This window comes from Bacillus clarus (assembly GCF_000746925.1).
GTDB classification, from domain to species: Bacteria; Bacillota; Bacilli; order Bacillales; family Bacillaceae_G; genus Bacillus_A; species Bacillus_A clarus.
Window position 1 is genome coordinate 297,218 of sequence record NZ_JMQC01000009.1, and the last position, 20,246, is coordinate 317,463.

The 20,246-nt window shown below is 32.9% G+C and carries 18 protein-coding genes and 9 pseudogenes; 16 read left to right on the plus strand and 11 right to left on the minus strand.

What is annotated here, in order from left to right:
- The first annotated feature begins 69 nt into the window (after positions 1-69).
- The 3 genes from DJ93_RS27950 to DJ93_RS27960 all read left to right on the plus strand — a co-directional run bounded on the left by DJ93_RS27950 (position 70) and on the right by DJ93_RS27960 (position 3,108).
- Entirely contained in the window at positions 70-846 is a 777-nt protein-coding gene (locus DJ93_RS27950; protein ID WP_052109744.1) for an ABC transporter ATP-binding protein, read from the plus strand.
- Entirely contained in the window at positions 821-2,170 is a 1,350-nt protein-coding gene (locus DJ93_RS27955; protein ID WP_042984689.1) for an FtsX-like permease family protein, read from the plus strand. The genes DJ93_RS27950 and DJ93_RS27955 overlap by 26 nt, the downstream gene beginning before the upstream one ends.
- A gap of 230 nt (positions 2,171-2,400) precedes the next feature.
- Positions 2,401-3,108, plus strand: coding sequence for a thioesterase II family protein (locus DJ93_RS27960; RefSeq protein ID WP_196777066.1), 708 nt, complete (start codon positions 2,401-2,403; stop codon positions 3,106-3,108).
- A gap of 442 nt (positions 3,109-3,550) precedes the next feature.
- Here the strand turns inward: DJ93_RS27960 and DJ93_RS27965 are convergent, their stop codons facing one another.
- Complete coding sequence (locus DJ93_RS27965; RefSeq protein ID WP_042984690.1) at positions 3,551-4,243, minus strand: 4'-phosphopantetheinyl transferase family protein; 693 nt, start codon at positions 4,241-4,243, stop codon at positions 3,551-3,553.
- Positions 4,244-4,346: 103 nt separating this feature from the next.
- Between DJ93_RS27965 and DJ93_RS31715 the strand changes: the two are divergent.
- The 3 genes and pseudogenes from DJ93_RS31715 to DJ93_RS27970 form a co-directional block, all read left to right on the plus strand.
- Positions 4,347-4,763: pseudogene (locus DJ93_RS31715) on the plus strand (zinc ribbon domain-containing protein); the annotation flags it as partial.
- A gap of 523 nt (positions 4,764-5,286) precedes the next feature.
- Positions 5,287-5,415 carry a hypothetical protein gene (locus tag DJ93_RS34515; protein ID WP_259300266.1) on the plus strand — a complete coding sequence of 43 codons (129 nt, stop codon included), beginning with the start codon at positions 5,287-5,289 and terminating at the stop codon, positions 5,413-5,415.
- A gap of 67 nt (positions 5,416-5,482) precedes the next feature.
- Complete coding sequence (locus DJ93_RS27970; RefSeq protein ID WP_042984691.1) at positions 5,483-5,761, plus strand: AbrB/MazE/SpoVT family DNA-binding domain-containing protein; 279 nt, start codon at positions 5,483-5,485, stop codon at positions 5,759-5,761.
- A 498-nt stretch (positions 5,762-6,259) separates the two neighbouring features.
- On the opposite strand, the pseudogene DJ93_RS27975 reads toward DJ93_RS27970, so the two are convergent.
- A pseudogene (locus DJ93_RS27975) lies at positions 6,260-6,900 on the minus strand (ribonuclease).
- 141 nt (positions 6,901-7,041) lie between these two features.
- Between DJ93_RS27975 and DJ93_RS34210 the strand changes: the two are divergent.
- Positions 7,042-7,734: pseudogene (locus DJ93_RS34210) on the plus strand (DUF4135 domain-containing protein); the annotation flags it as partial.
- A 30-nt stretch (positions 7,735-7,764) separates the two neighbouring features.
- Positions 7,765-8,145, plus strand: a pseudogene (locus DJ93_RS34215) (aminoglycoside phosphotransferase); the annotation flags it as partial.
- Positions 8,146-8,354: 209 nt separating this feature from the next.
- Here the strand turns inward: DJ93_RS34215 and DJ93_RS27985 are convergent.
- Positions 8,355-8,543: a hypothetical protein gene (locus DJ93_RS27985; RefSeq protein ID WP_042984693.1), complete on the minus strand. Its 189-nt coding sequence runs from the start codon at positions 8,541-8,543 to the stop codon at positions 8,355-8,357.
- Between the two features lie 180 nt (positions 8,544-8,723).
- On the opposite strand from DJ93_RS27985, the pseudogene DJ93_RS27990 reads away from it, so the two are divergent.
- Positions 8,724-8,914: pseudogene (locus DJ93_RS27990) on the plus strand (helix-turn-helix domain-containing protein); the annotation flags it as partial.
- A 126-nt stretch (positions 8,915-9,040) separates the two neighbouring features.
- Here DJ93_RS27990 and DJ93_RS27995 read toward each other — a convergent pair.
- Positions 9,041-10,327: an MFS transporter gene (locus DJ93_RS27995; RefSeq protein WP_042984696.1), complete on the minus strand. Its 1,287-nt coding sequence runs from the start codon at positions 10,325-10,327 to the stop codon at positions 9,041-9,043.
- Between the two features lie 12 nt (positions 10,328-10,339).
- Positions 10,340-10,948, minus strand: coding sequence for a TetR/AcrR family transcriptional regulator (locus DJ93_RS28000; RefSeq protein WP_042984697.1), 609 nt, complete (start codon positions 10,946-10,948; stop codon positions 10,340-10,342).
- Between the two features lie 749 nt (positions 10,949-11,697).
- Between DJ93_RS28000 and fabZ the strand changes: the two genes are divergently transcribed.
- The 5 genes and pseudogenes from fabZ to DJ93_RS31730 form a co-directional block, all read left to right on the plus strand.
- A complete protein-coding gene (gene fabZ / locus DJ93_RS28005; RefSeq protein ID WP_042984699.1) occupies positions 11,698-12,129 on the plus strand; it encodes a 3-hydroxyacyl-ACP dehydratase FabZ in 432 nt (143 codons plus the stop codon).
- A gap of 10 nt (positions 12,130-12,139) precedes the next feature.
- A pseudogene (locus DJ93_RS31725) lies at positions 12,140-12,504 on the plus strand (zinc ribbon domain-containing protein); the annotation flags it as partial.
- Positions 12,505-12,642: 138 nt separating this feature from the next.
- Positions 12,643-12,690 (plus strand): hypothetical protein, encoded by a 48-nt coding sequence (locus tag DJ93_RS34940; RefSeq protein ID WP_374937192.1) that lies wholly within the window; start codon positions 12,643-12,645, stop codon positions 12,688-12,690.
- A 156-nt stretch (positions 12,691-12,846) separates the two neighbouring features.
- Positions 12,847-13,005, plus strand: a complete 159-nt coding sequence (locus tag DJ93_RS34220) for a hypothetical protein (protein WP_241484395.1) — start codon at positions 12,847-12,849, stop codon at positions 13,003-13,005.
- Positions 13,006-13,145: 140 nt separating this feature from the next.
- Positions 13,146-13,367 (plus strand): annotated as a pseudogene (locus DJ93_RS31730) (MerR family transcriptional regulator); the annotation flags it as partial.
- On the opposite strand, the gene DJ93_RS28015 reads toward DJ93_RS31730, so the two are convergent.
- The 4 genes and pseudogenes from DJ93_RS28015 to DJ93_RS28030 form a co-directional block, all read right to left on the minus strand.
- Positions 13,296-13,985, minus strand: a complete 690-nt coding sequence (locus DJ93_RS28015; RefSeq protein ID WP_042984700.1) for a M12 family metallopeptidase — start codon at positions 13,983-13,985, stop codon at positions 13,296-13,298. The pseudogene DJ93_RS31730 and the gene DJ93_RS28015 sit on opposite strands and share 72 nt — an antisense overlap.
- A gap of 356 nt (positions 13,986-14,341) precedes the next feature.
- On the minus strand, positions 14,342-14,935 hold the full coding sequence (locus DJ93_RS28020) for an undecaprenyl-diphosphatase (protein WP_042984701.1): 594 nt from the start codon (positions 14,933-14,935) through the stop codon (positions 14,342-14,344).
- A gap of 83 nt (positions 14,936-15,018) precedes the next feature.
- Positions 15,019-15,726, minus strand: a pseudogene (locus DJ93_RS28025) (ABC transporter permease).
- Between the two features lie 63 nt (positions 15,727-15,789).
- A complete protein-coding gene (locus DJ93_RS28030) occupies positions 15,790-16,143 on the minus strand; it encodes a hypothetical protein (protein WP_042984702.1) in 354 nt (117 codons plus the stop codon).
- 934 nt (positions 16,144-17,077) lie between these two features.
- Between DJ93_RS28030 and DJ93_RS32955 the strand changes: the two genes are divergently transcribed.
- Positions 17,078-17,239 (plus strand): hypothetical protein, encoded by a 162-nt coding sequence (locus DJ93_RS32955; protein WP_161785277.1) that lies wholly within the window; start codon positions 17,078-17,080, stop codon positions 17,237-17,239.
- Positions 17,240-17,645: 406 nt separating this feature from the next.
- Here DJ93_RS32955 and DJ93_RS31735 read toward each other — a convergent pair whose 3' ends face one another.
- Complete coding sequence (locus tag DJ93_RS31735; RefSeq protein ID WP_076855920.1) at positions 17,646-17,753, minus strand: YjcZ family sporulation protein; 108 nt, start codon at positions 17,751-17,753, stop codon at positions 17,646-17,648.
- A 245-nt stretch (positions 17,754-17,998) separates the two neighbouring features.
- A pseudogene (locus DJ93_RS28035) lies at positions 17,999-18,454 on the minus strand (ribonuclease); the annotation flags it as partial.
- A 689-nt stretch (positions 18,455-19,143) separates the two neighbouring features.
- On the opposite strand from DJ93_RS28035, the gene DJ93_RS28045 reads away from it, so the two are divergent.
- Positions 19,144-20,246 (plus strand): MFS transporter (locus tag DJ93_RS28045; protein WP_042984703.1); only part of this gene is annotated, 1,103 nt, incomplete at its 3' end.

Below are 20,246 nucleotides of genomic sequence, written 5' to 3' on the forward strand. Positions count from 1 at the left end.
GGGAAATCGATGGGTTTAATACTCTTTTTGAACTATACTTGTGATATATAAAAGAGGAGGGATTGTATAATGAGTATGCTAGAAGCGCAGGGCCTTGGCAAGATATATAGCTCTAAAGGGTCAGTTGTTTATAAGGCATTAGATGATATTAATTTAACTATAGAGCCTGGCGAATTTGTGGGGGTCATGGGGCCTTCAGGAAGTGGAAAGACGACGCTGCTTAATCTGTTGTCGACAATTGATCGTCCAACATCTGGTCAAATCAAAATTGGTGGTGTTGACCCAAGTAAGTTAAGTCAAAAGAAACTTTCACTTTTCAGACGACGTGAACTGGGTTTCGTTTTTCAAGATTTTAATCTACTAGATACATTATCAATTAAAGAAAATATTGTTTTGCCATTAGTATTGGAGGGTATTGCTCCTGAGATTATTGAAGAAAAACTTCAGCCGCTCGCTAAATGGTTGCAAATTGATAAAATATTAAATAAACGTACATATGAGGTGTCTGGTGGACAGAAACAACGTGCAGCAATTGCACGTGCATTTATTCATAAGCCATCATTGGTACTTGCAGATGAATTAACCGGAAACTTGGATTCTAAGGCGGCAAAGGATGTAATGGACTCGCTGAAAGATATGAATGAACAAATGAATGCAACCATTCTTATGGTAACTCATGATCCGTTTTCAGCAAGTTATTGTCAGCGTATTGTATTTATTAAGGATGGAAGACAGTTCTCAGAAATTCGACGTGGTGCAAATCGACAAGCCTTCTTCCAACAAATATTGGATGCATTGAGCGTTTTGGGAGGGAATTTTGATGACGTTTCGTTCGCTCGCGTTTAGTAACATTCGAGGTAAATGGCGTTCGTACAGTGCCTTTTTTCTGAGCAGTGTATTTTCTGTAATGATTTTTTATATCTATGCAGCTTTTCTAGCTCATCCTGATGTGGTGAATGGTAATATTATAGCTGCTGATAAAGTGAGACTAGGAATGATATTCTGTGAGTATGTAATCGTTATTTTCTCATTTTTGTTTGTGCTCTATTCTAATTCTGCATTTTTGAAGACCAGAAAGCAGGAATTCGGTCTGTTTTCGCTATTCGGAATGACTCGTATGCAGTTGCGTAGACTTGTTATTTATGAAAATTTAACAATTGCGGTGCTGGCAATTTCAGTAGGAATTGCTTTAGGGATATTGTTTAGTAAGTTATTTTTTATTGTACTTTCTATGTTGCTTAATATGAATGATACTATTACGTTTTCCGTTCCGCTTCAAGCAGTCGGATTAACAATGGGTAGCTTTTTAGTACTGTTTACACTTATATCGTTTTGGAGTGTGTTGGGGCTTGGGCGTACAGAAATCATTGAATTACTTAAGGCTTCACGAAAGACAAAAGGAGAATTGTTTTATTCGCCTTGGCTTGTTGCACTTGCAATAATATCTTTAGTGGCTGGTTACGCCATGGCATTGATGTTAAATGGCGGAAACTTTGGTTTGCTGGATATGCAAGAGTTCAGTATGTTGGCAATTGGTATTATGGTTGCTGTGGTAATTGGTACATATTTATTATACTCTCAGTTCAGTATATTATTGTTACGTTTTATTCAGAAACGCTATAATATCTATTACAATCGTACGAATATGATGGTTATTGCTCAGCTCGGTTATAAGATGAAGGATAATGCGAGGATGCTATTTATAGTATCAATTTTAAGTGCCATTATTGTAACGGCATCAGGTGCATTTTCTATTTTAGCAGTATCAGCGCAACAAGAAGAACTGAAGGAAATGATCTCAATCACGATGTTTATCGGCTTGTTTATCAGCTTGCTGTTTTTCATTGCAGCTGGTAGCATGATTTACTTTAAGTTATTTACGGAGTTAAAAGAAGATCAAGCACAAATTAAGGCGCTTACAAGGATTGGTGTAACAGAAGGTGAAATTCGAAAAATCGTTTTCACCCAGGTTGGAATTATTTTCTTCTTACCTTGCATCGTTGGTATTGTTCACGCGCTAGTTGCAATGAAAGCATTAGATAATATTCTTATGTCATCCAGTTGGTTTTATTCGTTTATCGTTATTGGCATTTATTTAGTTATGCAGACAATATATTTTCTTATTGCTTGTCGTAGCTATATAAGTAATATGCTACCAAAGAGAATTTAATTATGAAATTTTAAATGGGAGACGCTGTAGATAATCCTAGAAAAACTATATCTTATAGTATATCTAGGATTGCACAGTGTCCTTTATTTTAGTATGTTTCATTAATAGATTTAACTTGGTATTCAAAGTTTTAGTGAAGAACAGTTTGGAACTAAATATGCCTTTAAGAATTAGATATAAGAGCTATAAAAAAGAGACCAATGTTAAATGTAGAGAGGGGCTGTAGCATTATGAATAATATAACATTATTTTGTCTTCCATATGCAGGAGGATCAGAAAGAATATATGCTAACTGGCAAAAGTATTTAGATTCCTCAATAGAATTACATGCTATTGAACTATCGGGAAGAGGAAAGAGATTTAATGAACCACTATACTCTTCTTTAGATGAAGCAATTGAAGATATTTATTCTCAAATTAAACCATATTTGCACAAGCCTTTCATCTTTTTTGGACACAGTATGGGAAGTTTATTAGCCTACGAATTAGCGTATAAAGTTAAGCAATTAAATGGAGCTACTCCATTGCATATGTTTTTCTCGGGCGGGAAAACTCCTCAAGGCTACTCCAATGAAAAAGAGAAAACGCATTTATTTCCGGATGAAGAGTTTAAAAATGAGATTAAACAAATGGGAGGAACACCTCAAGAAATACTTGATACTCCAGAGTTGCTTGATATTTTTATCCCTATTCTAAAATCAGACTTTAAAATAATTGAAAATTATGATTATTCTAATGAGAATTTTAAGTTTGATTGCAATATAACTGTGCTTCACGGTAAAGAAGACGATATCTTAGAAGAAGAATTACTAGGATGGAGGTTATATACTAAAAACAGTTGTAATATTGTTCCTTTTGAAGGAGGACATTTTTTTATTAATGAGCGTGTAGAATCAATTGTTAAACTTATCAATCAAGAAATACAAGTATTTGCATAATCATAATTTTATCTAATGTATGTCAGTTGAACTACCCCCACTTAGCTACGCCTGAAGTGGGGGATTCTTACGGTTGATACGAAATTCGTATCGTCTTTCAGTCTTGTTTTTGGTTTAACACGAAAGGACATTCTTTTGCTTACGTAAAAAGCCAATGTATCTCCCTTTCACTTGTTTCTTGAGGAGAGAGGTACATTGGCTAAATAATAAAATAGGTCTGGACATTCATTTTAACACTTAGCTCATAGTATACAAAGTAGTGACAGTAAGTTTTAATTTCTTTGGTGCGTTAATTAGTTGGTGTCCCTTTGTGGTTAAGTAAATTGATGGAAGGATCCACTTACTTAAGTGAGAATTTATATTTTGGGTAGGAATTACAACTTGACGATAGTTAATTGAAAATATTTTAGGCATTTCTAATTGGTTTATTAGATACAACTTCCTATAATAATATAAATTCCTCATATAGTTGGTGAATGTTAATAACTTTTACACTATCAGGGAATTTATGATTTGTTGCACATAATGCCATTTTATATTTTTCATCTATATCATATTGTTTAAAGAAGTATGTATCAGAATTATTAGGATTAAGAGCTGTTATCCCATTTTTATCAAACTTAATTGTAAAAGAGTTTAAAGGGATGGAGAGTCCATGGCCAACAGCTTTTATGTAGCTTTCCTTTAAAGTCCATAATTCATAAAAAAAACTTTCTTTTTTTAAAGGGTTTTGTGATTTTAAAGCATTATATTCCTTTAATGAAAAAAATTGTTCAGCAATACTTATATCTACTGCTTCCACACGTTCAATATCAATTCCCACTGAAGAAGTACCACAGCAACCTACAACCCAATCACCTGAATGCGAAATATTAAAATGAATATGATCAAAATTAACAATATACGGTTTTCCATATTTATTTACACGAAAATCTATTTCGTAGTTTTCTATATTTAATTTTTTGCAAATGATATATCTAACTAGAATGTCACCAAGTAAAGTTCTTTGAGCATCTTCTAACCTGTAAAATCGGTTTATTCGCTCGCGTTTTTCGTTTGAAACAGAAGCTAGCAATATATCAAATTTTTTCTTGCTTATATTTGTATCTAACTTCACAGCATAAACATCTAGCATAGGTAAACACCCTTTTTTAGTTTAGAGATATATTTCGGTTTTAAAGTAATTACTAGTTCAATATTTGATTTTATCTTTTTAGTTAATTATCGTCAAGTTTATTAATTTTGCCATTCTTTCAGAAGGAACTGCATACAAAAAACGTAAATTCTTCCGTACGATTAGAAGTAAAGCTATCAAAAACCACGATGTCAAAGGTATTGAGAATCTACAAGTAAGAAATATGCTGAAAAACGGTAAACTTGTAAAAGCAATTAGCGAAAGTTCTTATTCACAGTTTAGGAACATGTTGGAATACAAGGAAAAATGGTACAGGAAGAAAGTTGTCGTTGTATCAAAAACGTTTACTCCCAGCCAACTATGTTCAAGTTGTGGTCACTAAAATAAGGACGTTAAAAATCTAAACCTTCGTAAGCTGGAGTGTCTTTCTTGTGACATACATCACGATAGAGATATTAACGCAGGATTAAATCTTAGAAATGAAGCGATTTGCCTCTTACCACAGGAACTACGGGGATAGCCTAATGAATACGAGACCGTTCTTCTACTTTGAACGGTCCGTAAGGATGTTAAATAGTGAGTAGTTCAATATTTAGAGTGGATGTTATTGGAGATGATTTGAGGAGTTCCAATGTTTGTGTGTAAGATAATATACAAGTTTATTTAATAAAGTTTATAATTACGGCAATAATAGCAACTAAAATTATCCCCACTAAACATGAACCAGTAACAATTTGTGTGTATAACTTGTTTTTGTTATTTTCCATTGTAGTTCACTCCCGTATAACATATCATAAAATTTTATGTATTATTATTTTAAATTAGGTGCGTAGTTTAAACCATTGAATTATACATTTGATTTCTTACAGTTTTGTAAGATTACTTGCGAAATTGTAAGGAATCAATCTTTTGCTCTGAACCTAGGAATGAAAATAGACTCTTCCAACCATAATGGAGACATCGTACACAGTGAGTATATAACATAACTTTTAATGGTAGTTTGCCTCTTTACATGGAATTTTTCCTAAAGGTGGCTGATTCATTTGGGGATATTATACAATCAATGTGCTGGATTAGATATTCATTCCAAAACAATTGTGGCTTGTGTTCTTATTGGGGGGGACGATACGAATCTGACGAAAGAGATTGAACTTTCCGCAACTTTTAACTAAGGACTTACCTTTAGAGAAAGCTTGTTACAATAGAAGCATAGGGTATGAAATGGAGGGGAGAGGCTCAATGAAATCAACAGGTATAAATCGAAAAGTAGATGAATTAGGGCGTGTGGTAATTCCAAAAGAATTAAGGGATACACTAGGGATTAAGGAGAAATCTCCTTTAGAGATCTTTGTAGAGGGTGAAACGATCATTTTACAAAAGTATGAGCCTGGTGATGTTTGTGTAGTAACAGGAGAAGTGTCAAACCGTAACCGTTCATTAGCAAACGGTAAGATCACATTAAGTCCAGAAGGTGCAGAACTATTAATAAATGAATTACAACAGTATCTTGTAAAATAAGTGGCGCCTTTCGAGGGGCTTTTTTTAAACTGTTCATAATAATTTCGTGTATCGTAATAGTAAATGTAAAAAACTTATATCAAACTTTATTAATTGGATTTAAATAACAATTTAATTATATCTTAAAATTTATAATTGAAAATATTACTCTAATTAATTGTAACTTTATCGTTTTCTGATATTCATCTCCCACCTAAAATTGGTGTTTCACACCTTCACATTTTTGAGGAAGGAGTCTTCTGTCGGAAAACGATAAAATACATGTATTCTATTTTTTTACAGATTTTACAGGTCAATTTACAAATTGTTTCCGTGAGCATGTATGGAGAGACCATATAGATGGAATATAAAAAAAATATTATTTTGCTATCTTTTTGCTATCTTTTATATTGTTTTGAAGTAAGTGCAACTAAAATATCTACTGGATAATCAACTGAGTCTTTTACTTTGTATTTTCTTTTGAGAAATATGATTCAAATCTATATTTTGTTGCGATCTCTAATTACGACTAACTCCTAGTTTCGATTCAACTTCAGTTAAGTTAGCTACCGCGTTAATTAGCTTTTGATCTGAAAGTTTAATGGGTTTTGAGATTCTTCCATTCTTCCTTTCATTGGAGCTAAACCTTTTAATCCTTGAGTTACAGCTCTTCCAGCATTACTTCTATAGTTTGTCGCTAAACCAAATTCTACTCTAAATTTCTCCATCTTCTCTTTCAATACAGGATCGCTTAGTTTTTCACCATCTTTAAATGCTATATTTTTCTTGGATAGTTCATCGTATCTATTTGAAACTGCCTCCATTTTTTCTTTTAAAGCATTCTGATCCACAGATGCAGGGTCTTTACTTGCTTCACCCCAAATAGATCGCCATTCTTGATTCCATATTTCATCACATTCTTTTATCATGGCATCGATCTTTGTCTTAAGTTCATATTCATATGTACTTTTATCTGTATTTATGGCTGTTTTTTGTTGTTCTTGTTTTTTAGCTTCTTCTTGTTTACGCTGTTCCTCTAATCGTTTTTGTTCCTCGGCCTTCTGCTGTTCTTCTAATTTCTTTTGCTCGTCTGCTTTCCTTTTATCGTCTTCTTCTTTTTTTGCTTCCACGTTAGCTGTTTTAGCTTCATTTTTGAATATTTTTAGTGAAAACGCATAATCAAATAGCTTTTGATCAGATTCGTATTTTATTTAGAGTTTTTATTTCATTTGAGACAAAAAAAACATGATTTACGAAAAAATATATTTGATGAATTCTTACAGAGTACTTTTAACGGAAAAATGGCATACGCCGAATTTTATAGCCGATACGCCGTGGTTGGAAGATTGATTGCAACTAGAACTCAATTTTTCCTAGAAAACTATGAAAATCTACTTTTAGCAATAGAAGAATGTAAGAGTGAAATTTGTCATTTTCTTGGAAAAGACAAGCTTAGACTATCAGATGTTAACTTGTCAGCAGGGGATTCTCACGAAAATGGTAAAAGTGTAATCATTTTGAAGTTTGAAAACAAGAAAATAGTTTACAAGCCGAAAAATTCTAGTGTAAGTGAAGGCTTTGAAAAATTTACTTCTTGGATAAATGACTATTCTAATCTATTAGATATTAAAATTCCAAAAGGAATTTATAGAGATTCCTTTGCTTTCCAAGAGTTTATTGATTATGAAGAATGTGAAACTCAAGAAGATGTTGAAAATTTTTACTTACGGATGGGCCATTTAATCACATTATTATACATATTGAATATGAATGATCTACATGTAGAAAATATTATAGCTTATAAAGATTATCCAGTAATCATTGATGGCGAAACGTTATTTCATAATGAACATAATCTTGATTTTGGGGATAAGCCATATGCGAAAATCAAGTTGCATATTTCTTCAGAAACATTAATGCAATCGAGACTTTTACCTTATTCGGTCGAAATTCCTGATGATTATGGAAACCTAATCGATTTGAGTGGTATCTCAGGAGGAAATAAGGGAATTTTAGTTAAAGGACTTAAGCCAGTAGGTAGTATTGATTTTGATGTTGCTGGTCCTGGTCCAAGACTTTGGGACATAGCCTATACTCTTTACACTTGTGTCCCCTTAAGTAGAGTTTATCATACTGAAACAGGTGAGGCAGTTTATTATAATTCATTACAGCATGCCGACCGTATAAAACAAAGAGTTAAATTGTTTTTTGAATCCTACGGTGAGGGTATGGAAGAAGATTATTTGGAGATGGTATTGCTACGATTAGAAGGGTTATGTAAATACATGAAAAGAAAAGCCAAAGAAGGTGATATGAATTTTCAAAAAATGATAGATGAAGGACACCTTGAACATTATCAAAACGATATTACATTCATTCGTGAACATGGAAAAGAGTGGATTTAGAGGTGGAGGTTTTATTAAACTAATGTCTTCGTTAGTTCAAAATTACATTATTTGGTATAGGGAAGACCAACTTTTACTAAGTCGGTCTTTTTTGTGAAATATACTGTGATTATAATTGAGATTTTTCGGTGTTTTAATATAAGGTTTCATATGAGATTTATCTGTTTGCACCTCACAAGTAAACTCGTTAGGAAAATCTGTGGTCTTTTTTATTTCATTTTGGATGGATATTTCCAATCCTGTTTTTTCTTAGTGACAGTTGAAGGAACTTCTCTTTTTTGATTTTGCTTTTCTATATTTTTCAGCGACGTTTGAATTTGTTCCACTTGTTCTTTTACTTCCTTTAGTTCCAGTTTTATTTCCATGAGTAGCCGTAGAATAGCATCTCCTTTATTCATTGCAACGTACTCCCTTCGTTTTTCTGTTATTGTTTTTTTATCTTTTCCCGACAGAAGACTCCTTCCTCAAAACTGTGAAGGTGTGAAACACCAATTTTAGGTGGAAGATGAATGTCGGTAGGCGTAAGCTTACATTTTTTGTACACTGTAGGTATCCTATTAAAAGGTGAGGTGCAACCCGTGTTAGTAAATAAGGCATATAAGTTTCGTATCTATCCCAATAAAGAACAGGAAATGTTAATTGCGAAAACGATTGGTTGCAGTCGCTTTGTATTCAATTGTTTCCTGACTCTTTGGAATGAAACTATAAAGAAACCGGAAAAGGATTAACCTATCATGCTTGCTCTGCCGAGCTCACTCAATTAAAGAAGTAGCAGGGTAGGATTTGGTTAAAAGAAGTAGATAGTACCGCTCTTCAATCCTCATTGATCGCGCCCGATTGCAGAAAATTGTTTTCTAGTTAGTTTCTTTTCATGCATTAGTGGGAAAATAACCCTTTAATAAGAAACAGGTACTTTTCGTTCATTCTTTTCACTAACTTTAGAGTCTAGCGTTTTTGTTATTATGTAGTAAAAAAATGTACCCGTTAATCCTAGAATAAGAAGCAATCCCCCCATATATATGGGGCGAATCCACTCTCCAATGATGATCAACAACGAAGATACAATCATTGCTCCGTAGAAAGTCAAGCTATTAAAAGCCATATAGGTGCTACGAGCGTTAGGTGGTGCAAGTTCCCCTATCATCGCCTGTTTAATAGGGACATACATCAGTTCACCAATTGTTCCAATAAACATGGCAATAAAAAGAAACAACACGCTATTTGTAAAAGCAAAAACACTAAAACATATAGAAAATATCAACATTCCTGTAACTAGAGTCCAGCGATCACTCCACTTTTTAAATAAGAATAATACAACACTTGATAAGAGAACTACAAGAATTGTATTCTCTGTTCGGAGAAAACCCAACATCTTTGTGCCATCAAGCATGAAATCTATTCCAAACAATGAAGCTGAATGATGGGGTATATCTTTTTCAAGACGAATCCCAATATAGTTTGTTAAAGACTGTTCCAAGGAAAAGATCAAGATCGCTCCGAAAATATAAAACATAAACAGCTTATCTTTTAAAACGGTTGAATAGGTTTGTAACATCTCTATTGATGAAAATTTTTTCTTATAATTAGAAGACTTAGATGAAGTTTCCGGTGTATAGGTTTCTGTGATGAAGAATACGGTCATGAACACAGATAACAAAGAGATGAGTGAAATCCCAATAAATAACTCAAACAAGTGGTTTTTAAAAAGAAATGCTCCAATGATTCCCCCAATAGCAGTTGATAAATTCCCCAACCAGTAACTAATTGTAAATACGAGCTTTCTCGATTCGGAATTAGTAACATCGATAATCATAGCTTGTGCTGCTGGCTGAAACATTCCTCCACAATACATATTAATGATAAAGAATGCTGCAGTAATATAAGGAAGGTTAAACCAAGGGGAATTACAAAGTGCTATAAATAGATACGAAAACAATATACCAAGTTCAGAATAAATCATTATTTTTCTCCGACCTATTTTGTCTGAGACATGACCCCCGATAAAACCTCCAATGGCCCCACTAATCACAAGTATTATAAGAATAATACTCGTTTCAGTAGTTCCGATTTTCTGAGAAAAATAGATTGCCAAAAAAGGTATAACAGCCATAGAAATAAGGCTACCTAGAAATTGCATGGCCAGGCGAAGCTTGATGTTGGGGTGGATATCTCTCAATTTCATATAAATCACTCCTTATTTATTAGGGATAGGTCCAAACAATCTCAGGGCTTGTATTGTTATATCCTTCCACATCAAGTTTATATATTCATCAATAAACGTTAAACGCATTCCGTTTAAGATGGATAAGTACGACTCAGCAATTAGTGAAGGTGATTCTTCATAAAAGTAACCCAGCCTTTGACCTGCTTCAATAACCGGATGAATACAGTCTATAAATACATTTACGAAATCGTTTAGTTCTTTAAAAAGCTTTGGAAATCGATCAGGTCTCGCAAGAACCTGCTGGATTAGACGTAGGTATTCACTTCTCATTGAAAAGAGTTGTACATGGCAATTTATCATTTCCTTCACAACTTCAAGAGGCCCACCTTTAAAGTGTTCTTCTATCTCAATAAAATATGGTTTGATTTCCTCCAATGGCTCCAAAATCGCGGATTCATAAAGTGCTTCTTTTGAATCAAAATACGTAAATACGGTACCAAAGCTAACTCCTGCTTCTTTTGCTATTTCGGCAACTTTTGTCTCTGCAAAACCATTCTCACTATATAATTTAATTGCAGCGTTTAGGATAGTAGATCTTTTCCTTTTCTTTTTTTCATCATTAGTAAGTCTAGCTCCCATTTAGACACTCCTCTCATAAAATTTGATTGATTAATCAATCAAATTTTATTGTGATTTGTTTCCATTGTCAATATTAATGAAGGGATCTATTTTCATATTTTTCAGTTAGTTATATTCGAACTTCGTAAACGAATAAAATTATTTCAAAAGTCGTTATTCCATTAAATGGCCCTTTAGTGGAGTAACTTTATTGCTACTCAACAGTTCCTTAATCTGCTTTTCAGTTCAGATCTTCTTTTCATTTTTCACTATAAAAACCCCCCTTTAGATAAACAGATCCAAAGGGGAAAAACGTCGCGACTTTATTCAAAACATCGCGTCTTTTTTATAAACATCGTGACTTTATTTAAAAGCGACAAACGGTTTTATTGGTATGCTTCTGTACTTAGAAATCTCCCACTTCAAGCAGTTCGTAAGGACGTTAAGTGGTGAGTAGCTCAAAGAAATCACATAGCAACGATAGAGAATCGTACATTTTAAACAAATGTTTGATTAATAAAAAAGAATCTAGGAACAAGAGATTTGTTATATTATTTAAAAATTCATATTTTTTAATGATGCCGCTTACAAATATTGATATCTGTTATATACTAAATTTATATTATTATTCTCTAAATAGAAATCCCTGTTATTTTGGTTTGAATAATTAATTTGATTTATCTATATCTTCTGATTGTTTATAAAGATAAATAATGTAATAATTAAAGTGTTCTATATACTAAATGTCTAAATAATAAAGGAGAAAATATATGTTAGATATTAATCAGATCAAAGATATTCTTCCTCATCGATATCCATTTTTATTAGTTGATTCCATTACAGAAATTGAAGAAGGTAAACATGCAATAGGGATCAAAAATGTTACAGCTAATGAACAATTTTTTAATGGACATTTCTCCGAGAGTCCAGTAATGCCGGGTGTCTTAATTTTAGAAGCTTTAACACAAGTAAGTGCAATTATCATGCACAAGAAAGAAGAACATAGTGAAAAACTCGGACTATTCGCTGGTATTGATAATTGTCACTTCAAAAAACAAGTTATACCAGGGGATCAATTACGCTTAGAAGTAAAAATAACACGCGTTCGCGCTTCATTTGCAAAAGCTCATGCCATAGCTACAGTAAATCAAGAAATTGCTTGCGAAGCAGATATCACAATTGCTTTTGCTAATCCAGCCTAAATTAATTACCCAACACGAAGACCACAAAATAAGTCGTGAAATCATTGATTTGGCAATAGATAACAACATTTCTGTCATTTGATTAGAGCAGTTAACGAATATTAGACAGGCGGCATGCACAAGCTTTAAAAATGAAAGTAATCTGCATACTTGGTCATTTATCGTTTGGCATAATTCATCGAGTACAAAACTACCATAGTTGGTATTAAGGTCGAATATGTGAACTCTGCATATAGAAGTCAAACATGTCCCATATGTTCCGAAAGAAATAAGGCACAAAATAGAAAATACAAGTGCCGGTGTGGGTTTGAGAAACATCGTGATATCGTTGGGGCGATGATTATTTGCTATGCAACTGTGATTGAATCTGCCTAAGCACCTAATAGTTTGGCTTAGAAGGACAATGAGGTACCCTCAACTTGAAGGTTGTTTAAAACAGAAATGGACTGCGAACGTCTAGTAATTTAGAATCCCACCAGTTAATCTGTAAGAATTAGGGCTTGCGACATGTGAATCAATGGAGTTAAATACTATTTTGATGTAAACGGTTATATGAAATAAAAAGAAGAAAGCATCCATTGATATGATCCCTTTATAGTAGACAGTAAAAAGAAAGCACATTAATCTGTTTATTATGGAGGGGATTTTTTCTATGGGGAAAATTAGAGTAACTTTAGAATTTTAAAAAAAACAGTAGAGTTATACCTTAAAGAAGGAATGGGATATAAAACGGTCGCTAAAGAACTAGGAATTGATCACTCAGTAGTAAGAGAGTGGGCGAAACATTTTGAGGGAAGGTACCGAAGGAATAGAAGAAAAACGGGCAAAGCGAAAGAGCCAGGTGTAGGTAGACCAAGGATCAAATCAGAAGATTAGGAGCGGAAAATGAAATGTTAAAAAAGCTCTTAAGGATATAAAAGGAGGGGAAGTGACAGTTAAAAATAAATTACAAAAGATTATAAAACCCTATCAATTATTATAATATTTATTTTATGGTATTTGTAGGAGTGATATAGATGAAATACTACACAATTGGTAAATTTGCTAATCTGATAGGGAAAACAACACAAACGTTGAGAAACTGGGATAAAGCCGGAACTTTTAAGCCTCATCATGTAACGGAAAGTGGATATAGATATTACTCACAAGAACAACTTAATCACTTCTTAGGACTTAAAAATGATATACAACTCAAGAAAATGGTGATTGGCTATTGTAGAGTTAGTTCGCATAAACAGATCGTTTTGATTGGATACGAGTGCAGTACCGTAATCACTTGTATCAGCTGACGTAGTTATGTAAACAATTGGATACATCACCTGAATTGCGTCTAAATCCTCTTGACTTAACAAAGCGTTTTGTCCAATAGTTGTGCAATTTAGGTTGGAGATTTTTCCAGGAATCCCTGGATAATGCATAATTGAGCAGCAATTATAATTATCTATTTTAGTACCATTTGGTATTATCGCATAGTCCCTCGGATCATTACTCATTACATTAACAAAACTTCCTCGATCTGGACGCTGGTGCTCGTGAAATAGGCCACATGCATGTCCAATTTCATGTAATACATCCCCGAATTTGTTGTTCTTTAAGTCAATGTCACAACTGATTATCTGCATCCCCTTTTTTCTTCCAACGTGAGATTCAGACTTTTTTCCAGACTTAAATGTCACATAATCATTTTCATTATCACGTGGTACAAGGGGGATATCCGATTTGCTATTCCATTGCTCAATAGCATCCTCAATCACTTGGCGACCCATTCCATATTTAGGGGAATCCATATCGCTAATTTCAAAGGGGATTTTCCCACCAGGCCATCTTTTTTCTATATCATTGATTATGAATCCCATTTTGTCCTCCTTATTCTGTATAGAAACAAATTAGAAGTATACGCCAAAAAAATGAATACATCGTTTCGTATTTCAAAGAAAAGATAGGAATATTCAGCCTATTGAGGGTAACACTTTAATTTAACTTGATGGACATGGATCACTATATCATTTTGGAAAAATTGTACATTTAGATAAAATTAGGACACAAATTAACCGATTCCTTAACGCACAGAGAATCGGCTGATTTTTTACATAATCTTTGCTGATGACAGAATCCTGAACCATACAAAATATCGTATGGTTCCTTTTCAATATCCTGCTTTATTTATCTTTGATTTTTATAATGTGCAATTCTTTTTTACAACTATTTATACTCAAAAGTCTTTCGATTTGTTTTTGGATGGCAAGATATTTTGCTCTATTTTTTCATAAAGATTAAGTAATTGTTTGATAAATACAATTTTCGGTGTTAACCAATACGAAAATAATGCTGAAATACTTCCTATTAAGGCTCCTGTTACGACATCAAAAGGATAATGAACTCCTACCCAGATACGAGAGATAGCTACACAGAATGCGAGCATAAGCCATCCAGTCTTTTTACGAACAAGCCAAAACGAAAAACAAATTGAAAAAAATAGAATCGTATGGTCACTAGGAAATGAATTATCTACTGCATGATTGACAAGTTTATTAACATCAGGTAATACTGCAAATGGTTGATAATTCAAATGAAATTTCCCTGCTAGTTTTCCAATTATCTCAGCAGTGACGAAAGCAATCATCGCTTGAATAATCATCATCTTATTTTTTCTAGATTGAGTAAACCAATAAGCTATAATGATTAGTCCTAAAAAATACACCATATATTCTGCTAAAAATATCATGGTTGAGTTTAGGAATGAATATTGTTTACCTAAATCATTGATAGCTCGAAAAGCATCAATATTTAATTGAGAAAAAGACATTTTCAAATCTCTCCTTAAGTGTGTATATTTCTATAATTTTTCGTTGTTTTTCAAAACTTAGGTAGTTTCAATTTTTACATTCCTCAGTGAATATCTCTCCTTTTAAAACAAGTAATTACTGCTATTAATCCAATGAAAGATGTTGCAAAAATAACAATATAGGAATATTCGGGAGGGTAAGTGGGAAGAAGGGTATTTCTTGAAATCTCTCCTGCTGGTTGCTATGGAAACAACCCTTTATGTTTTGAATTTGTCGTCATTAAGTTTAATAAGACTATTACAATCGTAAATACAATAGTTGATACATAATTTTTAAATGCGATTGTTATAAATAGGAGTGGTATTGATAAAATAAATAGAAATGTTCTACCTATGAGAAACCGTCTTAAGGATTCCATTAATAATGATGAATTAAGACCTTCAAACTGTCCTAATAGATCGAAAATAACAGTAAGCCCCCAAGCAACCAAAATTAGGAGCATACTCCATAAGAATAAGACTATTAATTTGCTTATAAGGAAGTTAATGCGTGATACAGGAATAGTTAATAAATTCTTTAATGTGTCTTCTGCATATTCGCGATTCAAAAGATAAGTAGTGGTAACTCCAAATAAAGGAATTCTAATCACGCCAATAGTATACAAATTAGCTTCACTAAACAGTTGTTCAAACATAATAATAGGAGTAGGGTGTTTTGTTTTTATAGATATATATGAGGCTACTACTATCAAAAAAGGTGCTACCGCAGCACCCATAATACTAATCAAAATATATAAATGTAGAACTGAGATTGCATAGTTGTGCTTTTTGAATACTGTCTATTTGACAGGGGCACTTTAAATTTAGTGTCTTTTTTATTCTTTTTTCTGAAATGAAGTATTTTCTATTGGTCTAAATGCTAATCCACCAGATATCATGTAAAGAACGGCAGGTATCAACAAGAAGAGAAAATATGTAGATAAAGAAATAAGCGCAATACTAATCATTATTACCCCATATAATTTTTTGTTTATATAGTTAATACTGCAAGAAAGAACTATAGCTGCAATTTGAAGCAAAAATACTATAAAAGAACTAGAAAACATATATGATAGCGAATTTTGCGCAGCCGGAATGAACCCTGTTAATAAGAAAATGAAAAAAGAACTAATAGTTCCTAATATAGACCCAACCAAAGCTATTAAAAATTCAGCATTACGTTTTTTCACTTTAGGTTTCCTCCAATATAAAAAGTTTAAAGATATCATAACAAAACAATTAAAACGCAATCCTAAATATCTTCCTTTTTTATAAGATGTTCATCTAAAAAGAGAAGTGTTTTATACTATGATTCTTATATCAATTAATAAATTACAAAAGAAAAATCCCTCTTCTCTAATTGTTTGCTTAATCGCCTTCAATTATAAATACGAGGGATTCATGATTACATCTGCATAGCAAGTATTTCAGTATGTTCACCAGCATTTTAGAAAGATTACTTCGTGAGGGTAGTTTTCGTTTTGCTGAAGACCATTTTATACTTCCTATTTCTATTTAATTTTGTGAACACATCAAGTAAAACAAATAATTTTTTTCAGTATCAACTCCTTTATAGTTTTTTGAGTGTGTATTTCGAATGATTTACTATTTTTAGTTTAATTGAATTTGAGTATTAAAAACATCGAAATACCTAACAAAATCCTTACATTATTGTAAGGATCCTTACAAAGACATAAGTTTTAAAAAAAATTAAATATATTAATCCAGAACCATTTTTACAGAAAAATGGACAGAAATCCCGTCAATATGAGAAGAGGACAGGCTTTGATAGCTTAGGTACTGTGTATGAGTGTACGATGTCATAAAAATGAAAATGTACATAATGATTTTTTAAAGATCCTATTCAGTAGGTTTATTTGTCATGCACATTTTTAATGTATTCAAAAATCAAAAAAATACACTATCATATTATCTTTTGGAATGCTAAGCTTGATAGCGATGTGGAGGTACCCCAATAAGAAAATTGAGATGATGAGCCTATGCTGGAAGATTTGGATTGAATGAATCCCTGCACATCGTGTTGTTTTTTTACATTATTTACATATCGAGTTAAGTGGTTTATGATTTTGTTGTCGTTTGAAAAATCAGGAAAGGGGTAATTTTATGTTTAAATCATTAGTTATAAGTGCAGTATCAGTATTCATGTTATCTAGTGGGGGAATTACAGCAATTGCAAATGAATTGATTACAAAAAAATCTGAAGTTGCACAACTAAATTTTGGGGATAATCATTATTGTGATCTGAATGGTGGGGGATATCCATGAAAAGGATATTTTAAATTCTTATTATATTTATTTATCAAATAAGAAGACAGTCTATTAAGAGGTAGCACCATAATTTCACGGATTCCATGTACTAAGTATGTGAATCGTGATAAAAAAGGATTTCAGTATAAGGGGTGAAAGCGGTCGTTTATGGTAACTTCTTAGTGTGTAATATCCGCATTTTGACGTCAGACCTCCTTTATAAACAAATGATCCATCCTTAGGTATATTACCAAAATTACATAATAAAATAGGGTTTTACTGTTTTAACAGTAGGGAATATATGCATTATTATGAAAATGTTCTTTCAAAAAGTTTAGTTACTCTTAATTCCTACACAATGTGTGGCGATTAAGAGTAAAGAAAAGACACTCAAATGAGTGCCTTTTCTTTACTAGTAGGTGAATCAGCAAAAGCAACTACAGCCAATAATGATTAATAGAATGAACAGTACGATTAGTAGTGCGAATCCACCACCAAAGCCACAACTGCCACAGCTACCACCAAATCCCATAACAGTTCCTCCTTTTTGATAAGAGGGGAGAACATTAGGTTACGCTTGTGTTTTAATGGGGTTACGTTACATTATGTTTTTTAATGATGAATGAGCAGGTCCCTTTAAGAAATAAAGAAAAGACACCCTAAGGTGTCCTCCTCCGACTTAAACCACTTTAATTTCAATAATATGTATTCGGATTCCCATCCTAATATTATTGTAGCATGCTGGCCTGTGTGATTTATTGAGAAATACGATTCAAATTATTTGTGCTTAACACCAAGCTTTTCCTCAATCTCAGCTAGGCTAGCGACAGCTTTAAGAAATTTTTCATCAGAAAGTTTAATTGATTTTTGAGCTTCCTCCATTCTTTCTTTCATTGGAGCTATACCTTTTAATCCTTGAGTTACAGCTTTTCCAGCATTATTTCTATAGTTTGTTGCTAGGCCAAACTCTACTCTAAATTTATCCATCTTCTCTTTTAGTTCAGAATCACTTCGTTTTTCAGAACCTTTAAACCCTGTATTTTTTGTGGATAGTTCATCGTATCTATTTGAAATTTTCTCCATTTTTTCTTTTATAGCGTTTGGCTCTACAGATTCAGGACCTTTACTCGCTTCACCCCAAATAGGTCTCCATTCTTGATTCCATATATCATCATATTCTTTTATCATGGCATCAATTTTAGATTTAATTTCATTTTCGTAAATACTTTTATCGTGTCGAGGGTAATTTGTTTTTTAGTTGATGGCTATGTAAGGTGCCCTCTAGAAAGAAAAGATATAGAAATTGTTTTTGATAAAGGCTAGAAAAAATCATTACGGACGTTTCTAGAAAACATATTTTACTATTGTTTTTTTATCTGAATTTTCTAATTTGATTATTTCAACGTTATGAATATAGTAGGAGAAAATTTTGTGTGATAGTATTCTAAGAGAAAATATAGATAATTCTGAAAAGGGGGCGAATTGGATGTTCAAGCTACTGTAAATAATAAAGTTACAGAACTATTAAATCATTATTTTCATCGAATAAAGGCGTATCTTGTAAAAGATGAAAATTAAAGAGAATTATATGAACATGAATTAATTAATGAACTATTCCCGTTGTTTAATGTTGCAGGAAAAGACAATATGATAGAGATTTTCTAATTCGCCTTCGTTCATTTGTAAGGGAGATTATTTCAGAGCAAGAACAGAGAATGAAAGAACATGAAAAAACAAAAGATGAAGAGATAAATGTATTTGATTTAGTGGATCGTCAAAAAGAAAAAAAGACGTTGAACCTTATAAATAATTGAAGTTTGAAATGCGTTAAAATTTAGCTAAAAATTTTTAGAGTGATTAATTATGTTCAATAAAGTGGGTCCAATGTACGCAAAAACATCCGTTTTAAGGAGTTCATTTTTATGAAAACTACCGACTCAAAAAGTCTATGGGGAAATACAATTTATTTACAAGTTTTCTCTGCGTATTCGCTGCTTATGCTCGGAGTATTTATTGACATGTTAGCCATTATGACCATTGTTAGTTTTGAATGGGAAGTAGACCCCACCATGATTGGATTGATTCCAGTTGCGTATGCACTTCCTGGAATTTTATTTAGTTCATGGGCAGGTGTGATTGCTGATCGTTTTAGAAAAATTCCAATTATGATGTGTTGTAATCTTATGGTTGGTCTATTAACAATTGTTCTTTTATTTGTCCAAAATATTCATTGGCTTTTGTTAGCGCTAATGATTCGTTCCATTTTTATTGTTTTCTATTATCCTGCACAGCAAACACTAACACGACAGATTGTTTCCCCTGATTTGCTTACCAAAGCGGTAAGTATCAATGGGATAGTTGAGCAAGGAACTAAGATAGTGGGTCCACTTATAGGAGGAATGTTACTGAGTTGGTTTCAGCCAGAGTTTTGTCTTATTATCAGGGCGATATGCTGTTTACTAGCTGCTTTGGTTCTGTTGCCCACAATAAGGTTAAAGGAATCTCTATCAAGAGAACATATAGAAAAGCAACAGCAAAGTACTTGGGCTGCTTGGTTACAAGGTTGGAGTTATGTATTATCCAATCGGATGATATTATCAACCATGATTTTCGTTACAATAGCTATGGCCGTATTACAATTAGTAGACTCACAGTTTCCTACTTTATTTAAGAGCTTGTTCCCGAATGATAAGAGTAAAATGGGATACATCATTTCTATTATTGGTCTTGGGGGAATAATTGGCGCATTCGTAACTCAAAAATTAAAACATTTTCAATATGGTTGGGTAGTATGTGGAGGCATTGCTTTAATGGGAATTGGCTTTGGCGGGATTAGTCTGATAAGTCTGGTAAGTCCCGGTGCATCCTTCATTTTTGGCTGTCTGATTAGTTTTATCGCTGGTATTGGAAGTGGACTTATGCTTGTATCTAATCAAGTCATTCTGCAAATAGAATCTCATCAAGAACAGGTCGGAAGAGTATTTGGGATTCAAAGCAGTTTAACAAATGCAGTCCTCATCATTTC

Excerpts from the sequence above, each read along its gene's own strand:
- DJ93_RS27950 (WP_052109744.1), top strand. The coding sequence starts at position 70 with ATGAGTATGCTAGAAGCGCAGGGCCTTGGCAAGATATATAGCTCTAAA.
- DJ93_RS27955 (WP_042984689.1), top strand. The coding sequence starts at position 821 with ATGACGTTTCGTTCGCTCGCGTTTAGTAACATTCGAGGTAAATGGCGT.
- DJ93_RS27960 (WP_196777066.1), top strand. The coding sequence starts at position 2,401 with ATGAATAATATAACATTATTTTGTCTTCCATATGCAGGAGGATCAGAA.
- DJ93_RS27965 (WP_042984690.1), bottom strand. The coding sequence starts at position 4,243 with ATGCTAGATGTTTATGCTGTGAAGTTAGATACAAATATAAGCAAGAAA.
- DJ93_RS27970 (WP_042984691.1), top strand. The coding sequence starts at position 5,483 with ATGAAATCAACAGGTATAAATCGAAAAGTAGATGAATTAGGGCGTGTG.
- DJ93_RS27985 (WP_042984693.1), bottom strand. The coding sequence starts at position 8,543 with ATGAATAAAGGAGATGCTATTCTACGGCTACTCATGGAAATAAAACTG.
- DJ93_RS27995 (WP_042984696.1), bottom strand. The coding sequence starts at position 10,327 with ATGAAATTGAGAGATATCCACCCCAACATCAAGCTTCGCCTGGCCATG.
- DJ93_RS28000 (WP_042984697.1), bottom strand. The coding sequence starts at position 10,948 with ATGGGAGCTAGACTTACTAATGATGAAAAAAAGAAAAGGAAAAGATCT.
- fabZ (WP_042984699.1), top strand. The coding sequence starts at position 11,698 with ATGTTAGATATTAATCAGATCAAAGATATTCTTCCTCATCGATATCCA.
- DJ93_RS34220 (WP_241484395.1), top strand. The coding sequence starts at position 12,847 with ATGGGATATAAAACGGTCGCTAAAGAACTAGGAATTGATCACTCAGTA.
- DJ93_RS28015 (WP_042984700.1), bottom strand. The coding sequence starts at position 13,985 with ATGGGATTCATAATCAATGATATAGAAAAAAGATGGCCTGGTGGGAAA.
- DJ93_RS28020 (WP_042984701.1), bottom strand. The coding sequence starts at position 14,935 with ATGTCTTTTTCTCAATTAAATATTGATGCTTTTCGAGCTATCAATGAT.
- DJ93_RS32955 (WP_161785277.1), top strand. The coding sequence starts at position 17,078 with ATGTTTAAATCATTAGTTATAAGTGCAGTATCAGTATTCATGTTATCT.
- DJ93_RS31735 (WP_076855920.1), bottom strand. The coding sequence starts at position 17,753 with ATGGGATTTGGTGGTAGCTGTGGCAGTTGTGGCTTTGGTGGTGGATTC.